Genomic DNA, 23391 nt, shown 5'->3' with positions numbered 1-23391 from the left:
AATATTATGGCGATAAAAGTAACAATGCCTCGTTTGAGCGATACTATGACGGAAGGAACGGTAGCAACTTGGCTAAAAAAAGTAGGTGACAAAATTAGCGAAGGAGACATCTTAGCTGAAATTGAAACAGACAAAGCAACAATGGAGTTCGAATCTTTTAACGAAGGAACTCTTTTACATATTGGAATCCCTGCCGGAGAAACTGCTCCAGTAGACTCTTTATTAGCGATCATTGGAAATGAAGGAGAAGATATTTCTGTTCTTTTAGCCGGTGGTGACGCCCCTGCTGCTGAAGCTCCAAAAGCGGAAGCTGCTACTGAAACAAAAACAGAAGCTGCTCCAGCAAAAGCTGCAACTGAATTACCAAAAGGCGTTATCGTTGTAACTATGCCTCGTTTGAGTGATACTATGACAGAAGGAACTGTAGCTACCTGGTTGAAAAAAGTAGGTGATGCGGTTGCTGAAGGAGATATTTTGGCAGAAATTGAAACAGACAAAGCTACTATGGAGTTTGAGTCTTTCAATGCCGGAACATTATTATACATCGGAATTCAAGAAGGAAACACAGCTCCTGTTGACAGCTTACTAGCGATTATCGGGCCTGCGGGAACTGATATTTCAGGAATTTCTGAAAATTATACTGCCGGAGGTACTGCAAGTGCTCCAGCAACTGAAGAAACAAAAACAGCTCCTGCTGCTGAAAAAGCACCGGAAGCAGTTGTTGAAACTTCAAACGGAAGAATCTTAGCTTCACCATTAGCAAAGAAAATTGCTTCTGACAAAGGAATTCAATTAAACCAGGTTAAAGGTTCAGGAGAAAACGGACGTATCGTAAAAAGCGATATCGAAAACTTTACTCCAGCTGCTCAACAAGCTACTACTTCAGCACCAGCCGCTAAAGCACAGGAAACTGCTGCACCAGCTGCACCGAAAGTATTTGTTCCTGCCGGAGAAGTTTTCACAGAAGAGATCAAAAACTCTCAGATGCGTAAAATTATCGCAAAACGTTTGGCAGAATCTTTATTTACAGCACCTCACTACAACTTAGTGATCGAAGTAAGCATGGACGACGCTATGCAAGCAAGAGCAACAATCAATTCGGTACCGGATACAAAAGTATCTTTCAACGATATGGTAATTAAAGCTTGTGCTTTAGCCTTGAAAAAACACCCAAAAATCAACTCTCAGTGGAAAGAAGATGCCATTATCATCAACCACCACGTAAATATTGGAGTTGCTGTTGCGGTTGAAGACGGATTGGTAGTTCCTGTATTGAAATTTACAGATGCTATGAGTTTATCTCAAATCGGAGGTAGCGTAAGAGATCTTGCCGGAAGAGCTAAAAACAAAAAGCTTGGACCACAAGAAATGGAAGGAAGCACTTTTACAGTTTCTAACCTTGGAATGTTTGGTATTACTGAATTCAATTCAATTATCAACCAACCTAACTCTGCGATCCTTTCAGTAGGTGCAATTGTAGAAAAACCGGTTGTTAAAAACGGTCAGATTGTAGTAGGAAACACCATGATGTTATCATTGGCTTGTGACCATAGAACAATTGACGGTGCTACCGGAGCTCAATTTTTACAAACATTAAAACAATACATCGAAAGTCCGGTAACTATGTTGGCCTAATTTTGTCAGCCTGAACCGAGTCTAAGGTTATTTATATTAAAATCCCGTTTTGAACTTTCAAAACGGGATTTTTTATTTAATTTAGTTTCCTAATTTAATCATCAAACTATGAAAAAAATACTCCTCCTCACTTTATTTTTGACTGCTATTGCGTGTCAAAAAAAAGAAACCACCAAAGAAACGGATAAAGAATCCACCACCATAAAAGACGAACATACTTTTTCCAAACCGGATCTGGCAGTTGTAAAACATTTAGATCTTGATATTAAAGTTGACTTTGACACACAGACCATTTCAGGAAAAGCCTCTTGGCAAATTGCCAATATCAGCAAAGGAACCGAAATTATTTTCGACGAAAACACATTAGACATTACCAAAGTAACTTTAGGTGATGACGAAAAAGAAACCAAATTCGAACTTGGGAAAGAAGTAGAATTTCACGGAAAACCACTTCATGTTACTATTGAACCTAACACTACCAAAGTTACGATTTACTATACCACAAGTAAGGAAGCTATTGCATTACAGTGGCTAACCCCGCAACAAACAGCGGATAAAAAGAAACCATTCCTTTTTTCTCAGGGAGAAAGCATCTGGTCGCGTACTTGGATTCCCTGTCAGGATTCTCCGGGCGTTCGTTTTACTTACAACGCAAAAGTTACTGTTCCTAAAGATTTATTAGCGGTAATGAGTGCTGTAAATCCACAGCAAAAAAATGACACCGGAGTTTATACTTTTAAACAAGACAAGGCAATACCGTCTTATTTAATGGCAATTGCCGTTGGAGATCTTCAATTTCAGTCTATAGACAACAGAACCGGTGTTTATGCAGAACCTTCTGTTCTTAAAAAAGCAGCTTGGGAATTTGCCGAACTAGGAAAAATGGTTGTTGCCGCCGAAAAATTATACGGCCCATATCGTTGGGGACGTTATGACGTATTGGTTTTACCACCAAGCTTTCCTTACGGGGGAATGGAAAATCCAAACCTGACTTTCTTAACTCCGGGTGTTATCGCAGGAGATCGTTCCCTAACAAGCTTATTAGCACATGAACTAGGACACAGCTGGAGCGGAAACTTAGTAACCAATGCTACCTGGGATGATATTTGGTTGAACGAAGGTTTCACCACCTATGTAGAGCACCGCATTGGCGAAGCCATTTTTGGTAAAAAAGAATTCGAGATGCAAAATGTTATCACTCGTAAAGAATTAACAGATAACGTAGCAGAATATGGCGATACAAATCCGGACACCAGACTTAAAGTTAGTTTAACGGGAAGAAATCCTGATGATGGAATTAACCAAATTCCATATGTAAAAGGATATGCTTTTTTAAGAGTAATCGAAAATGCGGTTGGACGCGAAAAATTCGATGTCTTTATTAAAAATTATTTCGACGCACACGCTTTTAAATCCATTACAACAGAAGATTTTGTAAAATATTTAAATGAAAATTTAATCAAAGGCGATAAAGCTTTGGCCGATAAAATACAACTGGAAGACTGGATTTATAAGCCTGGAATCCCTGCTAATATTACACCGGTAAGCTCTCCTGAATTTGATGCAATTGATCAAATCCAAAAAACCTGGAGACAAACAGGAGTAAAAGGATTAAGTCAAAAAATCACAAGTACGCCAGAAAAACAACATTTTATAGACAACCTTCCAACTGATATCACTCCAAAAGAAATGCAGGAGCTTGACACTGAATTTAACTTCACAAAAGGAGGTAATTTCATCATCAAGCGTCAATGGTTCGTTCCTTCTATTCGCTATAAATACACTGCAGCTTATCCTGCAATTGAGCAATTTTTACTAACAAGCAGCAGAACAGGATCTGTAATGATGCTTTACAAAGAAATGGCAAAAACTCCGGAAGGAAAAAAATGGGCACAACAGATTTTCGATAAAGCAAAATCCGGTTATCACGCCACGACTATTCAAAGTGTTGAAGACTTACTGAAATAAAGTTTACAGTAACAGTATACAGTTTACATCTTACAAATCCCCGATTACTTCTTGTAATTCGGGGATTTTTTTATTCAAAAACACCAAAAGAAAAATTGTCCATCACATAGCGTAAATTCTCCATGTTCTAAAATCTGCCGCCAACGCATCTTTGTAATGTCAAAAGACAACAACTCATAAAACAAATTAAAATGGCACGATTAACTGCATTAAACCCGGAAGAAGCAACAGGAAAAACAAAAGATTTATTCAATGCTGTACAAGCTAAATTAGGGGTCATTCCTAATATGATGCGAACAATGGGAAATTCTCCCGCCCTATTAGAAGGTTACTTAAACTTCAGTGGTGCTTTGGGTCAAGGGAAATTGAGTTCAAAAACCGGCGGACTTATCGCTATGGCTGTTTCTGAAAAGAACGCTTGTAATTATTGTTTAGCCGCTCATACTTTTATTGGAGAAAACCTGGCAAAAACAGATCCGGAACTTTTACATGCTGCCAGATCAGGAAATTCAGCTGATCCCAAAACGGCTGCTATTTTGCAATTTGCCACTACTTTAACGAACAAAAGAGGCTCAATAAATGATGAAGATGTAAATCTGGCAAAAAACGCAGGTGTTTCTGAAGCAGAATTAGCTGAAATTATAGGACATGTAGCCTTAAATATCTTAACCAACTATTTCAACAATGCTGTCAACACAGAAATTGACTTCCCTGCAGTACAACCTTTAGAACTGCAAAACTAATTGCTAAAAAAAGAATCTCTAACGATAGTCATGATGGCTTTCATGACTATCTTAGTATAAAAAAAATCATTATGGAACCACAAAGACATTCTTTACCCCCATTCACAATGGAAACCGCCTTGCAAAAAGTGCAAATAGCAGAAGATGCCTGGAACACAAAAGATCCTGAAAAAGTTTCTCTGGCGTATACTATTGATACCGAATGGAGAAATCGAACTGATTTTATCAACGGTCGTGAGGAAGCAAAAGAATTTTTAACCAAAAAATGGCAAAAGGAATTAAACTACAAACTCAAAAAAGAATTGTGGGGATTTAAAGACAACAGAATGGCCGTAAGATTTGAATACGAATGGCACGATCATGCCGGACAATGGTTTCGCAGCTACGGAAATGAACTTTGGGAATTTGATGAAAATGGCTATATGCAAAAACGATTCGCCAGTATCAATGATTTGGCTATTGATGAAGCTGATCGCAAACTTTAACGCTTCCAAATAATGTCCAACCAAAGTGTTTCTACCTTAATAAATCCACAAAATGGCAATCTGGCCTTCAAACTACTTTCGTTTGAAGACAACAGCCATTTTGACCACATTCAACGCAATAATTATTTTTCTTTAATTTGGATTACAAAAGGAAAAGGCACCATAAAGGCTGATTTTGCAGAACATCATTTCAACGCGGATTCGCTGCTCGCTTTTTCACCCTATCAACCTTTCATGATTGGCACAAAAGACGACATTCAAGGAATTGCGATTCATTTTCATCCGGACTTTTACTGTATACTTAAACATCAGAAAGAAGTTTCGTGCAATGGCGTTTTGTTCAATAATGTATATCAACCTCCTTTTACTGCCGTTACCGATCAGGCAAAAGCCACTTTTCAAATGGTCATTGACCAAATAAAAACAGAGCTTCAAAATACCGCAATCGCACAATACGAATTGCTTATTTCTTATTTGAAAATTTTCCTGATTACTGCTACCCGATTAAAAACAGATCAATCAGAAGAACCAAAGCCACTACCCGATTCTAAAGAACCTTTTATACTTCAAAATCTTAAAGACGCAATCGAAGATAATTTCAAAACCAAACATTCCGCCGGACATTATGCCGAGTTACTGAATATTTCCCCTAAGGCTTTGGCTAAATTATCCAAAAACTATTTCAACAAAACACTTACAGACCTCATTGCCGAAAGAATAATCATTGAAGCAAAAAGAGAATTGTATATGACCAACAAAACGGTAAAAGAAATTGCCTACGAATTGGGTTATGATGACGAACATTATTTCAGTCGCTTTTTCAAAACCAATGCGGATGTCTCACCCCAACTGTATCGCGAAACGATAGGATTTGGAAGGATGGTTTAATTTTTATTCTTAGCCTCAATCCACTTTGACATGTATTTGGTGCTTTTTAAGGTATGATGTTGCAACAGACTTCCCATAAAATTATGCAGACGATGGTTTTCTGAATCCACCAGTAAGGCGCTAATTATGTCCACTAATGCCGAAGAAAAGGCCCTTTTTTGGTAACAGTGGTTTATAATTGTAACTCCGTTTTTTTGAGATTGCTTCCACAAATTTTCATCCTGATATAAGGCAATGGCTTGTTTTGCAAAAATTTCCATATCATTTGTAATAGATCCGTTCCAAGGTAAATCAGCATGCATGGCCTCTGCCCCGATTTCTGATGTTACACTCGGTGTTCCGCATTGCATGGCTTCCAACAACTTTCCTTTTAAACCTGCTCCAAAACGAATTGGAGCCAAAACTACTTTGGCTTTTTTGACAATTTCAGTTGCATCGGCAGCTCTTCCCATAATAAGAAAACCATCTCTTGACTGATGTAATTGCAATGCTTTCTGTGACGGATAAGCACCGTAAACCTTCAAAATTGCTTCAGGAAATTGTTTTCTGATTAAAGGCCAGATGGCTTCCTTTAAATATTGAACAGTATTCCAATTGGGCTCATGAAGAAAATTTCCAATAAAAACAAAATTTTCACGGTCTTCAAATAAAGGCAGCTCCAAAAGGTCCTCTTCTTTCATTTCATCAACCAAAAAAGGCAAGTAAAACAAGAGTCTCGAGTCAATTTTAAAGATATCATTGAGGATCTTCATTTCAAATTGTGAAATAATGAATGACAAATCACATCTCAAAATACTGGCGATTTCGCGCTTTGCCACTTCCTCAGAAAACAAATCAAACGGTCCGAAAGTTCTGTTTTCTCTAAAGGCTTTTTGCCTGGCCGTTCTCAAACTATGTAAATCTTCGGTATCTAATATTCGAATCGCTTTGGGGCAATTTTCAGAAACGCGCCATCCAAACTGCTCTTCGATCATAAAACGATCAAACAAAACGACATCAGGATTTAATTCCTTTATAAAAACATCAAAACTCGGATTATTCAATTCAATGGCTTTTTTCTCAACTCCAAAAGCGGTCAGATCGACCATGAAATCACTGTCTAAAGCAGGGCTTGCAAAGGTAATTTCAAATCCATTTTCTTTAAAAATAGAAATCAATTGCATCATTCTGCCACCTGCTGCTGAGGAATTTGGTTCGGGCCATACGAAACCAATAATTAAAAGTTTTTTTATTTTATTCATTTTAGTTCTTTGAAGCTACAAAATAATGCTTTTTTGAGCGTAATTACGCAATAATTACTCATTTTCGGTTATAAAAAGACTAATTTTGCAGGAAACAATTCTCTTGTAAATTATGTTGGGATTAAAATTAGCCACGGACCCTCGCTGGGTAAATATAGTCGAATCAAATATCGAAGAAATTCTGACGGATCATGCCTGGTGCGAGCAGAAAGCGGCTTCAAATGCCATTAGCTTAGTTACTTATAACTCTGAATTAGAGGAATTAGTAACCGAAATGCTGGTGATTGCCAGAGAAGAGCTGGAGCATTTGCAAATGGTTCATGACTTAATCAAAAAAAGAGGTTTGACTTTGGGACGCGAAAGAAAAGATCATTATGTGAATGAACTTTTTAAATTTATGAAGAAAGACGGAAGCCGAAAAGACGCACTTTGTGACCGCCTGCTGTTTTCTGCCATGATTGAGGCCAGAAGCTGTGAACGATTTAAAGTTTTATCAGAAAATATTCAAGATCCGGAATTAGCCAAATTCTATCGCGATCTGATGATTTCTGAAGCCGGACATTATACTACTTTTTTAGGTTTTGCCAGAAAATATACTGATAATATAGATATCGATAAACGCTGGAAAGAATGGATTGAATTCGAAGGTTCTATCATTACAAATTATGGAAAAAAAGAAACTGTACACGGATAGTCTACAGTTTCTTTTTCTTTAAATAGTCGCCATTTATAATACCACACCGTCTAACTCTTTTGTTATGTCAAAAAGCAAATTAAAATCCGTCTTACTAAAAATCGCAAAATACACCGGAATAACTTTTGTAGTTATTTTAGGGTTGTTATTTTTAACTCCTATTGTTTTTGCAGATCAGATTAAAGATCAAATCAAGAAAACCGCTAATGAAAAATTAAGTGCAGAGCTTAATTATTCGGATGTTTCGATTTCGTTTTTTCATCATTTTCCATCGTTAACCTTAACTTTAAATGATTTAAAGCTTAACGGTTCGGCACCTTACAAAAACGAAAAATTCATCACGGCAAAAGAGGTTTCTTTTGGAATCAATGTCGCAAGTTTGATTTTTAGCAAATCGGTAAAAATTGACCAGATCTATTTGTCCGACTCTTTTATTAACGTGAAAGTAAATGAGAAAGGGGAAGCCAACTACAACATCTACAAATCGTCACCGAAGGCCTCAAACCCAAAGGACAGTTCTGAAACAGCCTTAAAATTAGAACATATTGAAATTCAAAACAGTAAGATTGTTTATGATGATAAATCCACTAAAATTCATTTTGACGCTCTGGGCTTTGATTATCTTGGAAAAGGAGATTTGAATAAAGCGGTATTTGATTTGTATTCTAAAGCAAAAATTGAAAAGCTGAATATTGTTTATGAAAATGAACCGTATTTAATGAATAAAAAGATAAATGCTGATCTGATTACCAAGGTAAATGTGAACTCTTTGTCTTTCTATTTCCAACAAAATGATTTAAAAATCAATGATCTTTTGGTTGATTTTAAAGGGAAATTTGATTTCCTGAAAGACGGTTACAACATGGATTTCGTTATTAAATCAAACAATAGCGATCTGCACGATGTATTTACTGCCTTCCCTCCAAAATACATTACCTGGCTTTCTAAAACAGACATAAAAGGAAACACCAATTTACTTTTAACGCTAAAAGGAGATTATATTGCCTCACAACACGTCGCTCCTGATTTAAATTTAGATTTAAAAATAGACAGCGGTTTGGTGAATTATAACAAAAGTGCTTTCCCGGTTTCCAACTTAAACTTGCAATTAAAAACAACCGTTCCTTCTTTAAATCCGGATCTTCTGATTGTTGATGCGCAAAATTTATCTTTAAACATCAATCAGGATTATCTGAAGTCAAAATTTTATATAAAAGGCATCAATACGCCGGATATAAAAGGTGACTTTAAAGCCAAAATCGACCTTGAAAAACTAACTAAAGCGCTCGGAATACCTGATTTAACACTAAAAGGAACTTTAGCAGGTGACGTGAAAGCAAACGGTAAATTTGATCAGAAAAACAGAATTTTCCCTGTAACTAGTGGTTTTATCAATCTGGATAACGGGTATTTGAAAACCAAATATTACCCCAATCCGATCACTAATATTATTGTCAAATCGAAAATAGAAAACAACAAAGGAACCTTTGATGACTTAAAAGTAAGCCTAAAACCAACGCAGTTTACCTTTGAAGGAAAACCTGTTTTTGTCGAGGCCGAACTAAGTAATTTTGATGATTTAACATATGACATCAAAGCGAAAGGAGAACTTGATATCAGCAAAATATACAATGTTTTTTCTCAGAAAGGACTTGATTTAGACGGTTCTGTAAAAGCAGATTTAGCCCTAAAAGGAAAACAAAGCGATGCCGAAAAAGGAAATTACAGCAGACTGCACAACAAAGGAACTCTTGAACTTAGAAATATTGCGATTACGTCTGAGTATCTTCCGCAGCGCTTCATTATTAAAGAAGGTATTTTTAAAATCAATCAGGATAAAATGTCCTTTAATAACTTTCTGGCTGCATACGGCCAATCTGATTTTAGGATGAATGGGTATTTACAAAACGTTTTTAACTACGCAACGACCACTACAGGAATTTTAAAAGGATCGTTTAAAGTTACTTCCCGATACATTAATGTGGATGAATTCATGTCGAGTACGGCTGCAAATTCAACAGCAACACCAACGGAAGACCCAAATAAAGCACCTCAAACACAAGCTGCACAAACAGGAGTAATTATTATACCTACTAATTTGAATCTGCAATTACTGGCAAATGCACAAAAAGTATATTTTGACAAATTAAATCTGCTGAATGCAACAGGTAATCTAAAAATGAACAAGGGCAAACTGAGCATGCAAAACACCGGTTTCAACTTAATCGGCTGTAATGTTACCATGAATGCAAATTATCAGGCGATTACACCGAAAAAAGCAAATTTTGATTACGCTATCAAAGCAACTGATTTTGATATTAAAAGAGCTTATAACGAAATTGATGTTTTCAGAAAAATGGCCAGTGCGGCAGAGAAAGCGCAAGGAATTGTTTCTTTAGACTATCAATTAAAAGGAAGATTAAACAGCAGCATGAGCCCTGTCTACCCTTCTCTTGTTGGTGGCGGAACACTTTCTGTAAAAGATGTAAAAATAAGAGGCTTAAAAATGTTTACTGCCGTAAGTAAAGAAACAAGTTCTGAAGCTATCAAAAATCCCGATGTTTCCAAAGTTGACATTAAAACCACCATCAAGAATAATATTATGACGGTGGAACGTTTTAAATTTAAATTTGCAGGCTTCAGACCCCGAATTGAAGGAACAACAAGCTTGGACGGAAAACTAAACTTAAAAATGCGTTTAGGCCTTCCTCCGCTAGGCATCTTCGGAATTCCACTGACCGTAACCGGAACTCAGGATAATCCAAAAATAAAACTGGGAAGAAAATCTGACGATCTGGAAGAAACTAAAGATTCTGAATAACATGAAGTAAAATTCCAAATTTTTGAAATTCCAAATTCCAATACTGGAATGAAAGTATTTGAAAACCTGTTCTTAAATGAGCAGGTTTTTTTGTTTAAATTGTGATGTATAAATTTCGAATAACAAATTATACGGAGACTTTTTATTATCATGCATTTGTAACTAATATGGAAGGAGACGCACAGCAGTGCGTCTCTACGGAAGTTTCTTGTTGACTTTTATTTTCCTTTTCACGCCATTTGTGTCATTTCGAGGCACGAGAAATCGCACCCAATATTCGACAACAGCGCGGTCCTTAACTTGTATAATTCTCGTACCTATAAATGACAACTTCGCTCTTTTCAGAACGGGTTTTGTAATATGGAAGGAGACGCACTGCTGTGCGTCTCTACGGAAGATTCTTGTTCACTTTTATTTTCCTTTTCACGCCATTTGTGTCATTTCGAGGAACGAGAAATCGCACCCAATATTCGACAACAGCGCGTCCTTAACTTGTATAATTCTCGTACCTATAAATGACAACTTCGCTCTTTTCAGAACGGGTTTTGTAATATGGAAGGAGACGCACTGCTGTGCGTCTCTACGGAAGTTTCTTGTCGACTTTTATTTTCCTTTTCACGCCATTTGTGTCATTTCGAGGCACGAGAAATCGCACCCAATATTCCATACAGTGTGTACTCAGCGTGTGTGATTTCTCGTTCCTCGAAATGACACAAATTCGCATCAAAACCTGAAACCTGAAACCTGAAACTTGAAACTCGAAACCCTCCCAAAAACAAAAAACCCGCTCTTTTCAGAACGGGTTTTGTAATAAGTAGTCTAATGAATTATGCTTCGAATGGAAGGATAGATACATAAGATTTGTTATCTCTTTTCTTTTGGAACTTTACAACTCCAGCTACTCTTGCGTGTAGGGTGTGATCTTTACTGATGTAAACGTTTTCACCTGGATTATGTTTTGAACCTCTTTGTCTAACGATGATGTTCCCAGCAATAGCAGCTTGTCCACCAAAAATCTTAACGCCTAGACGTTTTGATTCTGATTCTCTACCATTCTTCGAACTACCGACACCTTTCTTGTGAGCCATGACGTATGAGTTTAAATATTGTTATTATTCTTTAGTAGCTTCTTTTTTTGCTTTTGGAGCTGCTTTTTTCGCTTTTGGAGCTTCTACTTCTTCAGTAGCTGCATCTTCTGCTACAACCGCTTTTTTAGCTGCTGCTTTTTTAGTTCCTCCAGCTGCAGTAATACCTTCAATTACAATTTGAGTAAGATATTGTCTGTGACCATTTCTCTTTTTGTATCCTTTTCTTCTTTTCTTTTTGAAAACGATAACTTTGTCTCCTTTTAAGTGTTGTAACACTTTAGCTTCTACTGAAGCACCTTCTATAGCTGGGGCGCCTAAAGTTACGTTTCCATTATCGTCTAATAAAAGAACTTTGTCAAAAGAAACTTTTGAACCTTCTTCATTAGTCAAACGGTGAACATAAACCTTTAAGTCTTTGCTTACTTTGAATTGTTGCCCTGCTATCTCTACGATTGCATACATACCAAATTGATTTATTGATTTTTAAGGTTGCAAATATACAATTAATAATTTAGTATGCAATCCCTTATTTCAAAAATATTTTCAATGATAGAAGAGCTGTCTTTCAGGGGTTTTTATTCTAATAAATATCATTTTATAAGTTAATTATTACTAAAATCATAATTATTGCAATCTGGTAATTAAAAAAAAGTTATTTTTGATGTAACTAAATCTTAGCTGCCTACACTATTAGGTATATAAAATTATTAATCTTTATGAAAAATGCAATAATGATGTTAAGCGCGGCACTAATGCTTGGCGGAGTAGCTCATGCTCAAAAAGTAGCTTTTGAAGAATACAACTTAGACAACGGCATGCATGTCATTCTGCATAACGATCCTTCGGCTCCTGTTGTCATTACTTCTGTAATGTACCATGTCGGCTCTAAGGACGAGCGTCCGGATCGAACGGGTTTTGCCCATTTCTTTGAACATTTATTATTTGAAGGAACTCAAAATATAAAACGTGGTGAATGGATGAAAATCGTCACGGCCAATGGCGGTGTAAACAACGCCAACACTTCTGATGACCGAACGTATTACTACGAGGTTTTCCCATCAAACAACTTAGAACTTGGTTTATGGCTGGAATCGGAGCGATTAATGCATCCTATTATTAATAAAATAGGAGTTGACACGCAAAACGAGGTAGTCAAAGAGGAAAAAAGAACGCGTTACGACAATCAGCCTTACGGAAATATCCTTCCTGAGGTAAAGAAAAACATATTCAAAAACCACCCGTATCGCTGGACTACTATTGGTTCTATGAAAGATCTTGATGCTGCTACTTTAGAAGAATTTCAAGCTTTCAATAAAAAATTCTACACCCCAAACAATGCTGTTCTGGTTGTTGCCGGAGATTTCGACAAAGCAAAAACCAAAGAGTGGATTCAGAAATATTTTGGACCAATTCCAAAAGGAGAAGACGTAAAAAAACAAACTTTTACCGAGGCTCCTATTACTGAGACTATAAAAGCCACTTACGAAGATCCCAACATTCAGATTCCGATGGTGGTGGCAGCTTACAGAACCCCTTCAATGAAAACAAGAGATGCCAGAGTTCTGGATCTAATCTCTTCTTATCTGAGCGACGGAAAAAGTTCCAAATTGTATAAAAAAATTGTTGACGATAAAAAAATGGCGCTTCAAATTGGCGCTGTAGGATTCAGCCAGGAAGATTACGGAACCTATATTTTGTACGGCTTACCAATGGGAATCTACAAAACGACAGATCTTTTAAAAGAAATCGATGAAGAAATCGTAAAAATCCAAACCGATTTGATCTCTGAAAAAGATTATGAAAAATTACAAAACAAATTCGATAACAATTTTGTCAACGCAAATGCAAGCGTTGAAGGAATTGCAGAAAATTTGGCTTCTTACTATTTACTTTATGGAGATGTCAATCTGATCAATACCGAAATCGACCTCTATCACTCTATCACCAGAGAAGAAATCAGAGAGGTTGCTAAAAAGTATTTAAACCCTAACCAGCGTTTAATTTTAGATTATGTTCCTTCAACAAAAGTTCAAAACTAAGAATCGAATCATGAAAAAAATACATACCGTTTTAATCCTTTTATTCCTCACCGGAATTATGCAAGCACAAGATCGTCCACAACCGAAACCAGGAAACTCTCCTGTCGTCAATATCAAAAAACCACAAACCTTTGTTTTGGCAAACGGAATGAAAGTTTTGGTAGTTGAAAACCATAAGCTACCCCGAGTAAGCTTCAACCTAAGCCTGGACAACGCTCCTTTCATTGAAGGAAACAAAAAAGGCGTAGATGAACTTACCAGCAGCCTGATTGGAAACGGAACTAAAAAAACAGCTAAAGAAGCTTTTAATGAAGAGATCGACTTTTACGGAGCACAGATCAATTTCAACTCACAAGGAGCCTATGCCAGTTCACTTTCAAAATATTCCGGACGTATTTTAGAGCTTTTAGCTGAAGGTGCGTTACAACCCAATTTCACACAAACCGAATTCGACAAGGAAAAAGCAAAATTATCTGAAGGACTTAAAGCCGACGAAAAAAGCGTTCCCGCAATTGCAAATCGTGTTGTTGATGTTTTGGCTTTTGGAAAAAACCACCCTGCGGGAGAGTACATTTCTGAAGAAACCTTAAAAAACGTAACTCTTCCTGATGTGCAGGCAAACTACGCTACCTATTTTGTTCCCGAAAATGCCTATTTAATTATAATTGGCGATGTAAAATTCAAAGAAACAAAAGCGGCAGTTGAAAAACTTTTTGGTGGATGGAAAAAGCAAACTGCTCCAAAAAACACGTATCCGGATCCGGAAAATGTTTCTAAACTCCAAATTGATTTTGTAGATGTGCCAAATGCGGTTCAATCTGAAATTTCATTAGTTAATACGCTGAATTTAAAAATGAGCGACCCTGATTTCTTCTCTGCTGTAATAGCAAATCAGATTCTGGGCGGCGATTTCAACAGTTACCTGAACATGAACTTACGCGAGCAACACGCCTGGACCTATGGAGCAAGCTCAAACATTGGAAGCGGAAAATACATTACCAAATTCAGAGCTTCATCTGCTGTACGAAATGCCGTTACCGATAGTGCAGTTGTTGAATTTGTAAAAGAAATAAAAAGAATCCGAACTGAAAAAGTGGCTGATGATGTTTTAAAAAATGTAAAAGCGGGTTATATCGGAAGATTTGTAATGCAGGTTGAAAAACCACAAACAGTCGCACGTTATGCCCTAAACATTGAAACAGAAAAACTTCCTGCAGATTTCTACGAAAAATACATTCAAACGATTAACAATGTTACTCCTGATGATATTTATCGTGTAGCCAACAAATATTTCTTACTGGATCATATGCGTATTGTAATTGCCGGAAAAGGCTCTGAAGTGCTTGCTGGTCTTGAAAAACTTCAGATCCCTATTTACTATTTTGACAAGTACGGAAATCCAATTGACAAACCTGTTTCTAAAAAAGAAGCTCCAGCCGGAGTTACTGCACAAACGGTTTTTCAAAATTACATTAAAGCAATTGGTGGCGAAAAAGCGGTTTCTACAGCTAAAACACTTTTCATGACCGGGACTACTACAATTCCACAAGCCCCATCTCCTTTGAGTTTTACTTCGAAATTAGATTCACAAGGCAAAATGATGGTTTCGCTAAACCTTGGTAGCATGCCTTTAATGAAACAAGTTGTAAATGCAAATGGCGCTTACGTAGAACAACAAGGGCAACGCAAAAACTTAGAAGGCCATGATTTAGCCGAAATGAAAGCAAGCGCTACTCCATTTGAAGAATTACGCCTAAGCAAAAGAACCGATCTAAAAGTGGATGGAATTGAATCTATAAACGGACAGGAGTCTTACGCTATAAAAGACGGCAAAACTGTTTACTACTATGATGTAAAATCGGGTTTAAAAGTAGCTAAACTTAAAGTAAAAGAACAAAGTGGCCAATCGACCACACAAACCACTTACTTTAATGACTATAAAGAAGTAAAGGGTATAAAAGTTCCTTTCAATATCATTCAAAATGCAGGTTTTGAACTGGATATTAAAATGTCTGATATTAAAATCAATGAAGGCGTTTCTGAAGCGGATTTCAAATAACTCTCAAAAAAAAAGAAAGACTGTCAATATTGATAGTCTTTCTTTTTTTAGTTTCAAAGGTTCTGAGGTTCTGAGGTTCTGAGATTCTGAGATTCTGAGATTTTTTTAGCAATTGAAATCTTCGATTTTTATTGCTCTACGTTTCACATCTTACATTCCTTATTCTGCATTTCACATTTTACACTTCACAAAAAAAACCTTTTCACTTGCGAAATTATTTTTTTGCCGAGAGATAGACTCCAATCAATATGATAAACGCTCCAAAAAACTGGATTGGTGTCAGCATTTCATTATCTAATAATCCCCAGAAGAAAGCTACTATCGGAATCAGATAAGTTACTGAAGTTGCAAATACAGGTGATGACATTTGGATCAGTTTAAAGAAAACAACATTTGCAATTCCCGTTCCCAAAACTCCTAAAATCAACACAAATAAAATAGAGTGTTGTGATACTTCAAGACTTACTCTTTGTGTAAAATCGGTTGTACTTAGAATGATTAATGCCGGCACAAGCAAAACAGCAAAATTCCCCGTTGTAATACTTAACGAATTCAAATCAGACAAATATCTCTTGATTAAATTTACATTTATAGCGTAACAAATCGTTGCAATGACTACCAAAACCACATAATAGTAATCTTGCCCGGAATGTGTCATAGCATCGCTTAAAACCAGCAGCAAACAACCCACAAAGCCTACAAAAACTCCCAGAATTTGCCTTTTTTGAAATTGGATTCCAAACGCAATCGCACCAAGAATTAAGGTATTTAATGGCGTAAGCGAATTCATAATAGCAACAATCGAACTGTCAACACGGGTTTCTGCAATCGCAAAAAAGAAAGCCGGAATAAAAGTCCCAAAAACAGATGTCAGTGCAATAAATTTCCATTGACGACGCGAAATTTTCTTTAAACTGGAAAATCCGATAATCAGCAAAAATACAGCTGCAAAAATAATTCGGAGGGAACCTACCTGAATTGCCGTCAAACCAATTAAGCCAATTTTGATTAAAATAAAAGAACTTCCCCAGATAAGAGAAAGTAACAGCAAATAAAACCACTTCAATCGTTTTGCATCCATAAATCTTGTTTTTATTACAAATTTGTACTATTTTTATGAATTGACCTTCGCTTTTTTATTAATTTTGCAAAGAATATCAATAATAAACTTAAAACATATATAGGATGAAATTTACACAAATCATAGCCACTTTAGCACTAACAGGTTTAGTATTCGTTGGATGCAAAAAAACAGAAACCGAAACTTTAACAACAGCAACAACTGAGACAAAAGAAGCACCTAAAAAACAAGTTGCCATTGCCGCTGAGAATGTACAAACAGCAAGTTTCACTATCGACGGAATGACTTGCGCTGTAGGTTGTGCAAAAACCATCGAAGAAGAATTGTCGAACCTGGAAGGCGTTGAGAAAGCGGCTGTAGATTTTGACAAAAAAACAGCTACCGTAACCTTTGACAAAACAATCCAAAACCCTGAAAACCTAACCAAAGTAGTTCAGGCAACCGGAGACGGAAAAACCTACAAGGTTTCAAACGTAAAATCATAATCACAAAGATTTCAAATAAAAAAAGCATCCTTTGGATGCTTTTTTTATAAAATCTAAAATCTAAAATCTAAAATCTAAAATCTAAAATCTTTATTTCCAATTCAATGTTTCCATCAATTCGCGCATGTCATTTTTAATATAACTGGCCGCTGGCATTATAGAATCAAAATTAGGTTTTGCGTAAAAATAAACCGATCCTGTAATAAAATGCTTCGTGCTGTCTGTCACATAAAACTGTGAGTTTGTGGCCGCATTTCCATCCACCTGATAAAACATACCGTACACCTTTTTTTCGGGATTCAAATAAGGTTGTTCTAAAATATCATCAGCCTTAATTACGTGCTCATAAGTAAGCTTTTGCGCATCTTTTAGCAATTTATCGATATTGTTATTTACCGGTTTATACGTCAGATAGATTGTCGCTTTCATCTTAGGATACGTAATGGCAAACCCGCAATTTTTCTCTCCTTTAATAATTGCACCTTCATTCATTTCAAAAGTAAATGGGCAATTATTTTCAAATTTCACATATTTCGCTTCCGGGTAATCTAAACGTAAATAACTTGACGGCTTAGGTAATGTTTCATTTTTACAACTTACCATTGTAAAAACCAGCAAAATTATAGTTACTGAAAATATCTTTTTAAGCATTTTAATCTAATGTTACTTTTATTTGTTTTACACGTTTTTTATCTACTGTTTCGATAGTAAAGACACAGTTTTCAAACGCAATTTTCTGATCCTTTTTAGGGAAATTACCCAGAATTTCCAAAATAAAACCGGCCAGCGTTTCTGCTTCTCCTTTACGAGATTCAAAAGCATCTTCGTTTACTTCTACAATTCTGTAAAAATCTTTCATATTAATCTTTCCTTCAAAGAGAAAATTCTTTTCGTCAATTTGCGAAAAATTCAAATTCTCGTCATCGAATTCATCACTAATATCACCCACAATTTCTTCGATAACATCTTCTAAAGAAACCAATCCGGAGGTTCCTCCATATTCATCGACCACAATTGCCAAATGGCTTTTAAGGCTTTGGAAATCTTTTAGCAAGTTGTCCAGCTTTTTATTTTCAGGAACAAAAAAGGGTTCTCTAATTAAAGACACCCAATCAAATTCTTTTTTATCAAGGTGAGGCAATAAATCCTTAACAAACAAAACACCTTCGATCTGATCAATATTATCTCTGTAAACCGGAATTCTCGAAAATCCTTTTTCTACTATTCTCGAATAAATAGCTTCAAATGATTCTGAAATTTCTAAAGCAAAAATATCAATTCTCGGACTCATTACCTGCTTGGTATCCGTGTTACCAAAAGAGACAATTCCTTCTAATATTTTTTGCTCCTCACTTGATGTTCCTTCAGAATCTGTAAGTTCTAAAGCTTGTGACAATTGATTTACCGAGAAATTGTTTTTCTGCTTCCCTAATTTATTTTGCAAATATAGGGTAACACTGCGCATGGGCAAACTTATTGGGGAAAGTAATTTATCTAAAACGACTACGGGATAGGCTACCCATTTCGCAAATTTTATATTGTTCCGACTGGCATACACTTTTGGCAAAACTTCACCAAACAATAAAATAAAGAAAGTAACCAGAATAACCTCCAGAATAAATTTTAAGACTGGTGAATCTACATCGGCAAAAATGTTCTTCCCTACAAAGGAGAACAGAATTACAACTCCAATATTTAAAAAGTTATTGGCTACCAGTAATGTTGCTAAAAGCTTTTTGGGGCGGTCTAAAAGAGTGGAAATAATTTTTCCTTTTGGTGAATTTTCCTGTAATGCCTCGTCAATATCCTTTTGCGACAATGAAAAAAGTGCGACTTCTGCACCTGAAACAATTGCCGACAAAAACAGCAAAATAAATATTCCGACAAATCCAATTATTAAATTGACGTCTAAATTTGCATTAAAAAGTAAACTGGGCTCCGGGTCCAAACTGAAAAAAATTAGTTAAACAATCAAAAAGGCAGGTCATTTACAGGCAAGCCTTCGTTAGTCGCGTCAAAGTTAGCATTTTTTGCGGATTCTGACTCGGAATTCGGTTTATGTCCTGTAGTTTCTTTTTTGGTTGTCAGGAAAGTAAACTCCGTCACCTGAATTTCGGTCGTATACTTTGTTGTACCGTCTTCCGCTTGCCACTGGCGTGACTTGATGCGTCCTTCGATATATATTTTATCTCCTTTAGAAAGGTATTTTTCGCAAATCTCAGCTGCCTTATTGCGCACAACCAAATTGTGCCATTCTGTCGAAGTTATTTTTTCGTTCGTAGTTTTATTAATGTAAACTTCGTTTGTTGCCAACTGAAAACGTCCGATGCAGTTTCCTCCATCAAAATAATGCATCTTTACATCATCGCCCAAATGGCCAATGAGCATCACTTTATTTAATGTTCCGTTCATGGTTTAATTGTGGTATTTATCCCAAAGATACATTATTTTAGCAATTTATTTCCTGCTTTTCGATAAAATTATAAATGGCAATTGGGAAAGGAAACGTTTTCAAATTGTTAGCTTCTATACCGTTTTCAATTCTGTCTTTTATTTTAATTTTCCAGAACTGAATATGCAAATGCTGGTGCGAAAGTTTATGAATAACGGTCGCATCACTACACTCCTCTATACCTATAATAGTATAGGCAGGAAAAATATCATTCGCAGCTGCTTTTGAGACAAAATCAAAACCAACAATCTCCTGCGTTTCTAAAAGCGGAAATTCATACAGATTGTGCCAGATTCCTTTTAAAGTCCTTTTTTGAATTAAAGTATTCCCTAAATCATCCTCCAGAATCAAGTAATTAAAAAACCGATTCGTCACTTTTATCTTTTTGGATTTAACGGGCAGAACATCGACTTTCTTTTTTTGCAGCGCCGCACAACTATCAGTAAAGACACAAACAGGGCAATTGGGACTTTTAGGAACACATTGCAAGGCTCCAAATTCCATAATAGCCTGATTAAAGATAGCCGGATTGTCTTTCGGCATTAATTCATGTGCCAGTGCTGTAAATTCTTTCTTAGTCGCAGGCAATGCAATATCGGATTCAACATCGAAGTAACGAGAAAGCACCCGAAATACATTTCCATCTACAACAGGCACTACTTCATTATAAGAAAAAGAGGCTATTGCAGCGGCTGTATATTCTCCAACTCCTTTTAATTTTAGTAAGTCTTTATAGGAAGGAGGAAAAACACCATTCAACTCATTGGCGACGTACTGAGCCGTTTTATGCAGATTTCGGGCACGAGAATAGTACCCTAACCCCTGCCAAAGTTTCAAAACCTGCTCTTCATCGGCATTTGCTAAATCAAAAACAGTAGGAAATTCCTTTGTAAAAGAAAAAAAATAGGGCATTCCTTGCGCAACTCTGGTCTGTTGCAACATAATTTCTGAGAGCCAAATTAGGTATGGATTGGTCGTTTTTCGCCATGGCAGATCACGTTTGTTCTGTAAATACCAATTTATCAATATGTTATAAAAATTCATTGCAAAATACTTAGATTACAAAAGTAAATGTTTATGTAATTAAAATTTAACGATTTAGCTTGATTAATTATTTTTTTAATTCCTATATTTGCAAACTCAAAAAATAGTACACCATTTATAAAATAAAATAGGAAAGAAAATGACGAAAGCAGATATCGTAGCGAAAATTTCAGAGAAACTTGGTCTTGAAAAAGGAGATGTTCAAGCAACAGTAGAAACTTTTATGGAAGAAGTTAAAACTTCACTAGAGACTGGAGATAATGTTTACCTAAGAGGTTTCGGTAGTTTTATTGTAAAAACTAGAGCTGAAAAAACTGGTAGAAACATTTCTAAAAACACCACTATCAAAATTCCAGCACACAACATTCCTGCTTTTAAACCTGCAAAAGTATTTGTAGAAGGGGTTAAAACAAACAACGAAGCTAAATAACATTATTAATTAATCATAAAATCGATACGATATGCCAAGTGGTAAAAAAAGAAAGAGACATAAGGTAGCTACTCACAAAAGAAAAAAAAGAGCGAGAGCTAACCGTCACAAGAAGAAAAAGTAGTTTTAAACTACTTTTTTCTTTTTAAACGTTCATTGAAATTTGGGAAATTTCAAAAATTCCAAAAAATAAAATCCAAAATCCAAAAAAAGAGGAATCTCTATAGATTTCAATTGGAATTTGGAGATTTAAAACTTGAGATTTAACTTTTCCCTCCCGGGTTCAATACCTGTTAAAAAAATATTGTTTAATCCATCTGTAAATAAGATTTTAGACCTGAGATTTTAGACTTTAGATTTCTTTAAAAAAATCCATTTTCTTTTCTCTTTCTTCTATTTTCTGAAAAAACAGATAAAAATTTACAGTGTGAATAAAGAATTAATCATTAGATCTAGTTCTGAAGCCGTAGATTTTGCCTTATTAAAAGATGGAAAACTAATTGAATTACACAAAGAAGAAGAGAAAAGCAATTTTCAGGTTGGTGATATATTTATTGCCAAAATACGAAAACCAGTTGCTGGACTTAATGCTGCTTTTGTAAATGTAGGCTTCGAAAAAGATGCCTTTTTACATTATCATGATTTAGGACCTAACTTAGCTTCCCAACTGAAATTCATAAAACTTGTAAGCGCAGGTAAAATAAAAGATTTCTCCCTAAAAACCTTTCAGTTTGAAAAAGAGATTGACAAAGATGGCATCATTACTGATATTTTAAGTGCCAATCAATCTGTTTTAGTACAAGTTGTAAAAGAACCTATATCTACCAAAGGTCCAAGAATAAGCGCTGAGCTTTCCTTGGCAGGAAGATTTATTGTTCTCGTTCCGTTTTCTGACCGTGTTTCTATTTCACAAAAAATAGAAGACAAAAAGGAAAAGGATCGTCTAAAAAAACTTGTATTATCGATCAAACCTAAAGGATTTGGTGTTATTGTTCGCACAGTAGCCGAAGGCAAAAACGTAGCCGAATTAGAAAAAGATTTGCAGAACCTGCTTAGCAGATGGACTGCAATGTGTAAAAAATTACCAACTGCTCATCATCCATCAAAAGTATTAGGAGAGCTTAACAGAGCTTCTTCAATATTAAGAGATGTATTCAATGATACCTTCAGCGGTATTCAGATAGATGATGAAGAGTTGTACCATCAAACAAAGGAATACTTGCAAGAAATTGCACCTTCCAAACAATCGATTGTTAAGTTTTATCAATCAAATGACACTCCAATTTTTGAGAAATACAATATAGAAAGACAAATCAAAACTTCATTTGGAAGAACGGTCTCAATGAGCAAAGGCGCTTATCTGATAATCGAACATACGGAAGCTCTACACGTCATTGACGTAAACAGTGGAAATCGTTCGAATAAAGCAACTAATCAGGAAGACACTGCCATGGAAGTGAATATGATTGCTGCCGCCGAAATTGCCAGACAACTTCGTTTGCGTGATATGGGTGGAATAATCGTAGTTGATTTTATTGATATGTCTAATCCTGAAAACAGGAAGGTCCTGTTCGACTTCTTGCGAGAAGAAATGAGCGACGATAAAGCAAAGCATAAAATCTTACCACCGAGTAAATTTGGGCTAGTCCAGATTACAAGACAACGCGTAAGACCAGAAGTTAACATTAAAACTAGAGAAGAAGATCCAAACAATGAGCATGGTGAAATTGAAGCACCAATTTTAATCATTGATAAAATCACCTCTGATTTAGAAAGAATTTTAAAAACCCACAATAAAGTTGTGCTTAATACACATCCGTTTGTGGCTGCATACCTCAGTAAAGGTTTTCCATCATTACGTTCAAAATGGTTTTTTGAACATAAGAAATGGGTGAAAATCATACCTCGTGACGCTTACACGTACTTAGAATACCATTTCTATGATAAAAAAGGAAATGTTATTTCAGAATAAACAAAAACCGCTTTTCGAAAGATTAGCGGTTTTTTTGTGTCTTTTTTTGATTGTTTTGCCACGAATTTCGCGAATTGGCACGAATTATTTTTGAAGTGCTTTGTTGAAAAATAGTGCCACAGATTAAACGGATTAGAAAGATTCGCACAGATTATTTTTATTGCTTTTGTGAAAATCTGCTACCCGAGCGATAGCGAACTGGCGAAGCAAATCTGCGTGCTATTTTATTTTGACCCTCTTTATCATTTTGCCACGAATTTCACGAA

General features: G+C 35.9%; 20 protein-coding genes. 12 read left to right on the top strand and 8 right to left on the bottom strand.

Features of this window, described 5'->3' with window-relative positions; all coding sequences use genetic code 11:
• Positions 1-6: 6 nt before the first annotated feature.
• The 5 genes from ACHRV3_RS06925 (at position 7) to ACHRV3_RS06905 (ending at position 5719) form a co-directional block, all read left to right on the top strand.
• On the top strand, positions 7-1635 hold the full coding sequence (locus ACHRV3_RS06925; RefSeq protein ID WP_395433769.1) for a 2-oxo acid dehydrogenase subunit E2: 1629 nt from the start codon (positions 7-9) through the stop codon (positions 1633-1635).
• Positions 1636-1743: 108 nt separating this feature from the next.
• Complete coding sequence (locus tag ACHRV3_RS06920) at positions 1744-3603, top strand: leukotriene A4 hydrolase C-terminal domain-containing protein (protein WP_395433768.1); 1860 nt, start codon at positions 1744-1746, stop codon at positions 3601-3603.
• Positions 3604-3794: 191 nt separating this feature from the next.
• The gene (locus ACHRV3_RS06915; RefSeq protein ID WP_047772953.1) at positions 3795-4346 is read left to right on the top strand and encodes a carboxymuconolactone decarboxylase family protein; all 552 of its coding nucleotides are present in this window, start codon (positions 3795-3797) and stop codon (positions 4344-4346) included.
• A gap of 71 nt (positions 4347-4417) precedes the next feature.
• A complete protein-coding gene (locus tag ACHRV3_RS06910; RefSeq protein ID WP_395433767.1) occupies positions 4418-4831 on the top strand; it encodes a DUF1348 family protein in 414 nt (137 codons plus the stop codon).
• A gap of 12 nt (positions 4832-4843) precedes the next feature.
• Positions 4844-5719 (top strand): helix-turn-helix domain-containing protein, encoded by an 876-nt coding sequence (locus ACHRV3_RS06905; RefSeq protein ID WP_395433766.1) that lies wholly within the window; start codon positions 4844-4846, stop codon positions 5717-5719.
• Here ACHRV3_RS06905 and ACHRV3_RS06900 read toward each other — a convergent pair.
• Complete coding sequence (locus ACHRV3_RS06900; RefSeq protein ID WP_395433764.1) at positions 5716-6960, bottom strand: glycosyltransferase family 4 protein; 1245 nt, start codon at positions 6958-6960, stop codon at positions 5716-5718. The genes ACHRV3_RS06905 and ACHRV3_RS06900 overlap by 4 nt on opposite strands.
• Positions 6961-7072: 112 nt before the next feature.
• On the opposite strand from ACHRV3_RS06900, the gene ACHRV3_RS06895 reads away from it, so the two are divergent.
• Together ACHRV3_RS06895 and ACHRV3_RS06890 are read left to right on the top strand one after the other, a co-directional pair.
• Entirely contained in the window at positions 7073-7654 is a 582-nt protein-coding gene (locus ACHRV3_RS06895; protein ID WP_047772945.1) for a tRNA-(ms[2]io[6]A)-hydroxylase, read from the top strand.
• A 64-nt stretch (positions 7655-7718) separates the two neighbouring features.
• Positions 7719-10475: an AsmA-like C-terminal region-containing protein gene (locus tag ACHRV3_RS06890; RefSeq protein WP_395433762.1), complete on the top strand. Its 2757-nt coding sequence runs from the start codon at positions 7719-7721 to the stop codon at positions 10473-10475.
• A gap of 827 nt (positions 10476-11302) precedes the next feature.
• Here ACHRV3_RS06890 and rpmA read toward each other — a convergent pair.
• Positions 11303-11563, bottom strand: a complete 261-nt coding sequence (gene rpmA, locus ACHRV3_RS06885; RefSeq protein ID WP_035685981.1) for a 50S ribosomal protein L27 — start codon at positions 11561-11563, stop codon at positions 11303-11305.
• 24 nt (positions 11564-11587) lie between these two features.
• Positions 11588-12025, bottom strand: a complete 438-nt coding sequence (gene rplU / locus ACHRV3_RS06880) for a 50S ribosomal protein L21 (protein ID WP_047772939.1) — start codon at positions 12023-12025, stop codon at positions 11588-11590.
• Positions 12026-12279: 254 nt separating this feature from the next.
• Between rplU and ACHRV3_RS06875 the strand changes: the two genes are divergently transcribed.
• On the top strand, positions 12280-13602 hold the full coding sequence (locus ACHRV3_RS06875) for a M16 family metallopeptidase (RefSeq protein WP_395433761.1): 1323 nt from the start codon (positions 12280-12282) through the stop codon (positions 13600-13602).
• A gap of 10 nt (positions 13603-13612) precedes the next feature.
• A complete protein-coding gene (locus ACHRV3_RS06870) occupies positions 13613-15661 on the top strand; it encodes an insulinase family protein (RefSeq protein WP_395433759.1) in 2049 nt (682 codons plus the stop codon).
• Positions 15662-15875: 214 nt separating this feature from the next.
• Here ACHRV3_RS06870 and ACHRV3_RS06865 read toward each other — a convergent pair whose 3' ends face one another.
• Complete coding sequence (locus tag ACHRV3_RS06865; protein WP_047772936.1) at positions 15876-16742, bottom strand: DMT family transporter; 867 nt, start codon at positions 16740-16742, stop codon at positions 15876-15878.
• A 104-nt stretch (positions 16743-16846) separates the two neighbouring features.
• Here ACHRV3_RS06865 and ACHRV3_RS06860 point away from each other — a divergent pair, with 104 nt between their 5' ends.
• Positions 16847-17227 (top strand): heavy-metal-associated domain-containing protein, encoded by a 381-nt coding sequence (locus tag ACHRV3_RS06860; protein ID WP_047772933.1) that lies wholly within the window; start codon positions 16847-16849, stop codon positions 17225-17227.
• Positions 17228-17317: 90 nt separating this feature from the next.
• Here ACHRV3_RS06860 and gldD read toward each other — a convergent pair whose 3' ends face one another.
• Genes gldD through mutY form a run of 4 tightly spaced genes read right to left on the bottom strand, consistent with a single transcriptional unit; the run spans position 17318 to position 20723 of the window.
• Positions 17318-17878 (bottom strand): gliding motility lipoprotein GldD, encoded by a 561-nt coding sequence (gldD, locus tag ACHRV3_RS06855; protein ID WP_395433757.1) that lies wholly within the window; start codon positions 17876-17878, stop codon positions 17318-17320.
• A 1-nt stretch (position 17879) separates the two neighbouring features.
• A complete protein-coding gene (locus ACHRV3_RS06850) occupies positions 17880-19175 on the bottom strand; it encodes a gliding motility-associated protein GldE (protein ID WP_047772929.1) in 1296 nt (431 codons plus the stop codon).
• Positions 19176-19198: 23 nt separating this feature from the next.
• The gene (locus ACHRV3_RS06845) at positions 19199-19639 is read right to left on the bottom strand and encodes a single-stranded DNA-binding protein (RefSeq protein WP_047772927.1); all 441 of its coding nucleotides are present in this window, start codon (positions 19637-19639) and stop codon (positions 19199-19201) included.
• A 37-nt stretch (positions 19640-19676) separates the two neighbouring features.
• The gene (mutY, locus tag ACHRV3_RS06840) at positions 19677-20723 is read right to left on the bottom strand and encodes an A/G-specific adenine glycosylase (protein ID WP_395433755.1); all 1047 of its coding nucleotides are present in this window, start codon (positions 20721-20723) and stop codon (positions 19677-19679) included.
• A 139-nt stretch (positions 20724-20862) separates the two neighbouring features.
• Between mutY and ACHRV3_RS06835 the strand changes: the two genes are divergently transcribed.
• Both ACHRV3_RS06835 and ACHRV3_RS06830 read left to right on the top strand, forming a co-directional pair.
• Positions 20863-21153 carry an HU family DNA-binding protein gene (locus ACHRV3_RS06835; protein ID WP_007805026.1) on the top strand — a complete coding sequence of 97 codons (291 nt, stop codon included), beginning with the start codon at positions 20863-20865 and terminating at the stop codon, positions 21151-21153.
• A gap of 427 nt (positions 21154-21580) precedes the next feature.
• On the top strand, positions 21581-23125 hold the full coding sequence (locus ACHRV3_RS06830) for a ribonuclease E/G (RefSeq protein ID WP_047772924.1): 1545 nt from the start codon (positions 21581-21583) through the stop codon (positions 23123-23125).
• Positions 23126-23391 lie beyond the last annotated feature (266 nt).

The sequence above is a fragment of the Flavobacterium sp. FlaQc-49 genome (assembly GCF_044005985.1).
Taxonomy (GTDB): domain Bacteria; phylum Bacteroidota; class Bacteroidia; order Flavobacteriales; family Flavobacteriaceae; genus Flavobacterium; species Flavobacterium cupriresistens.
Note: the sequence above shows the minus strand (reverse complement) of the source record. Positions and strands in the feature narration are given on the sequence as shown.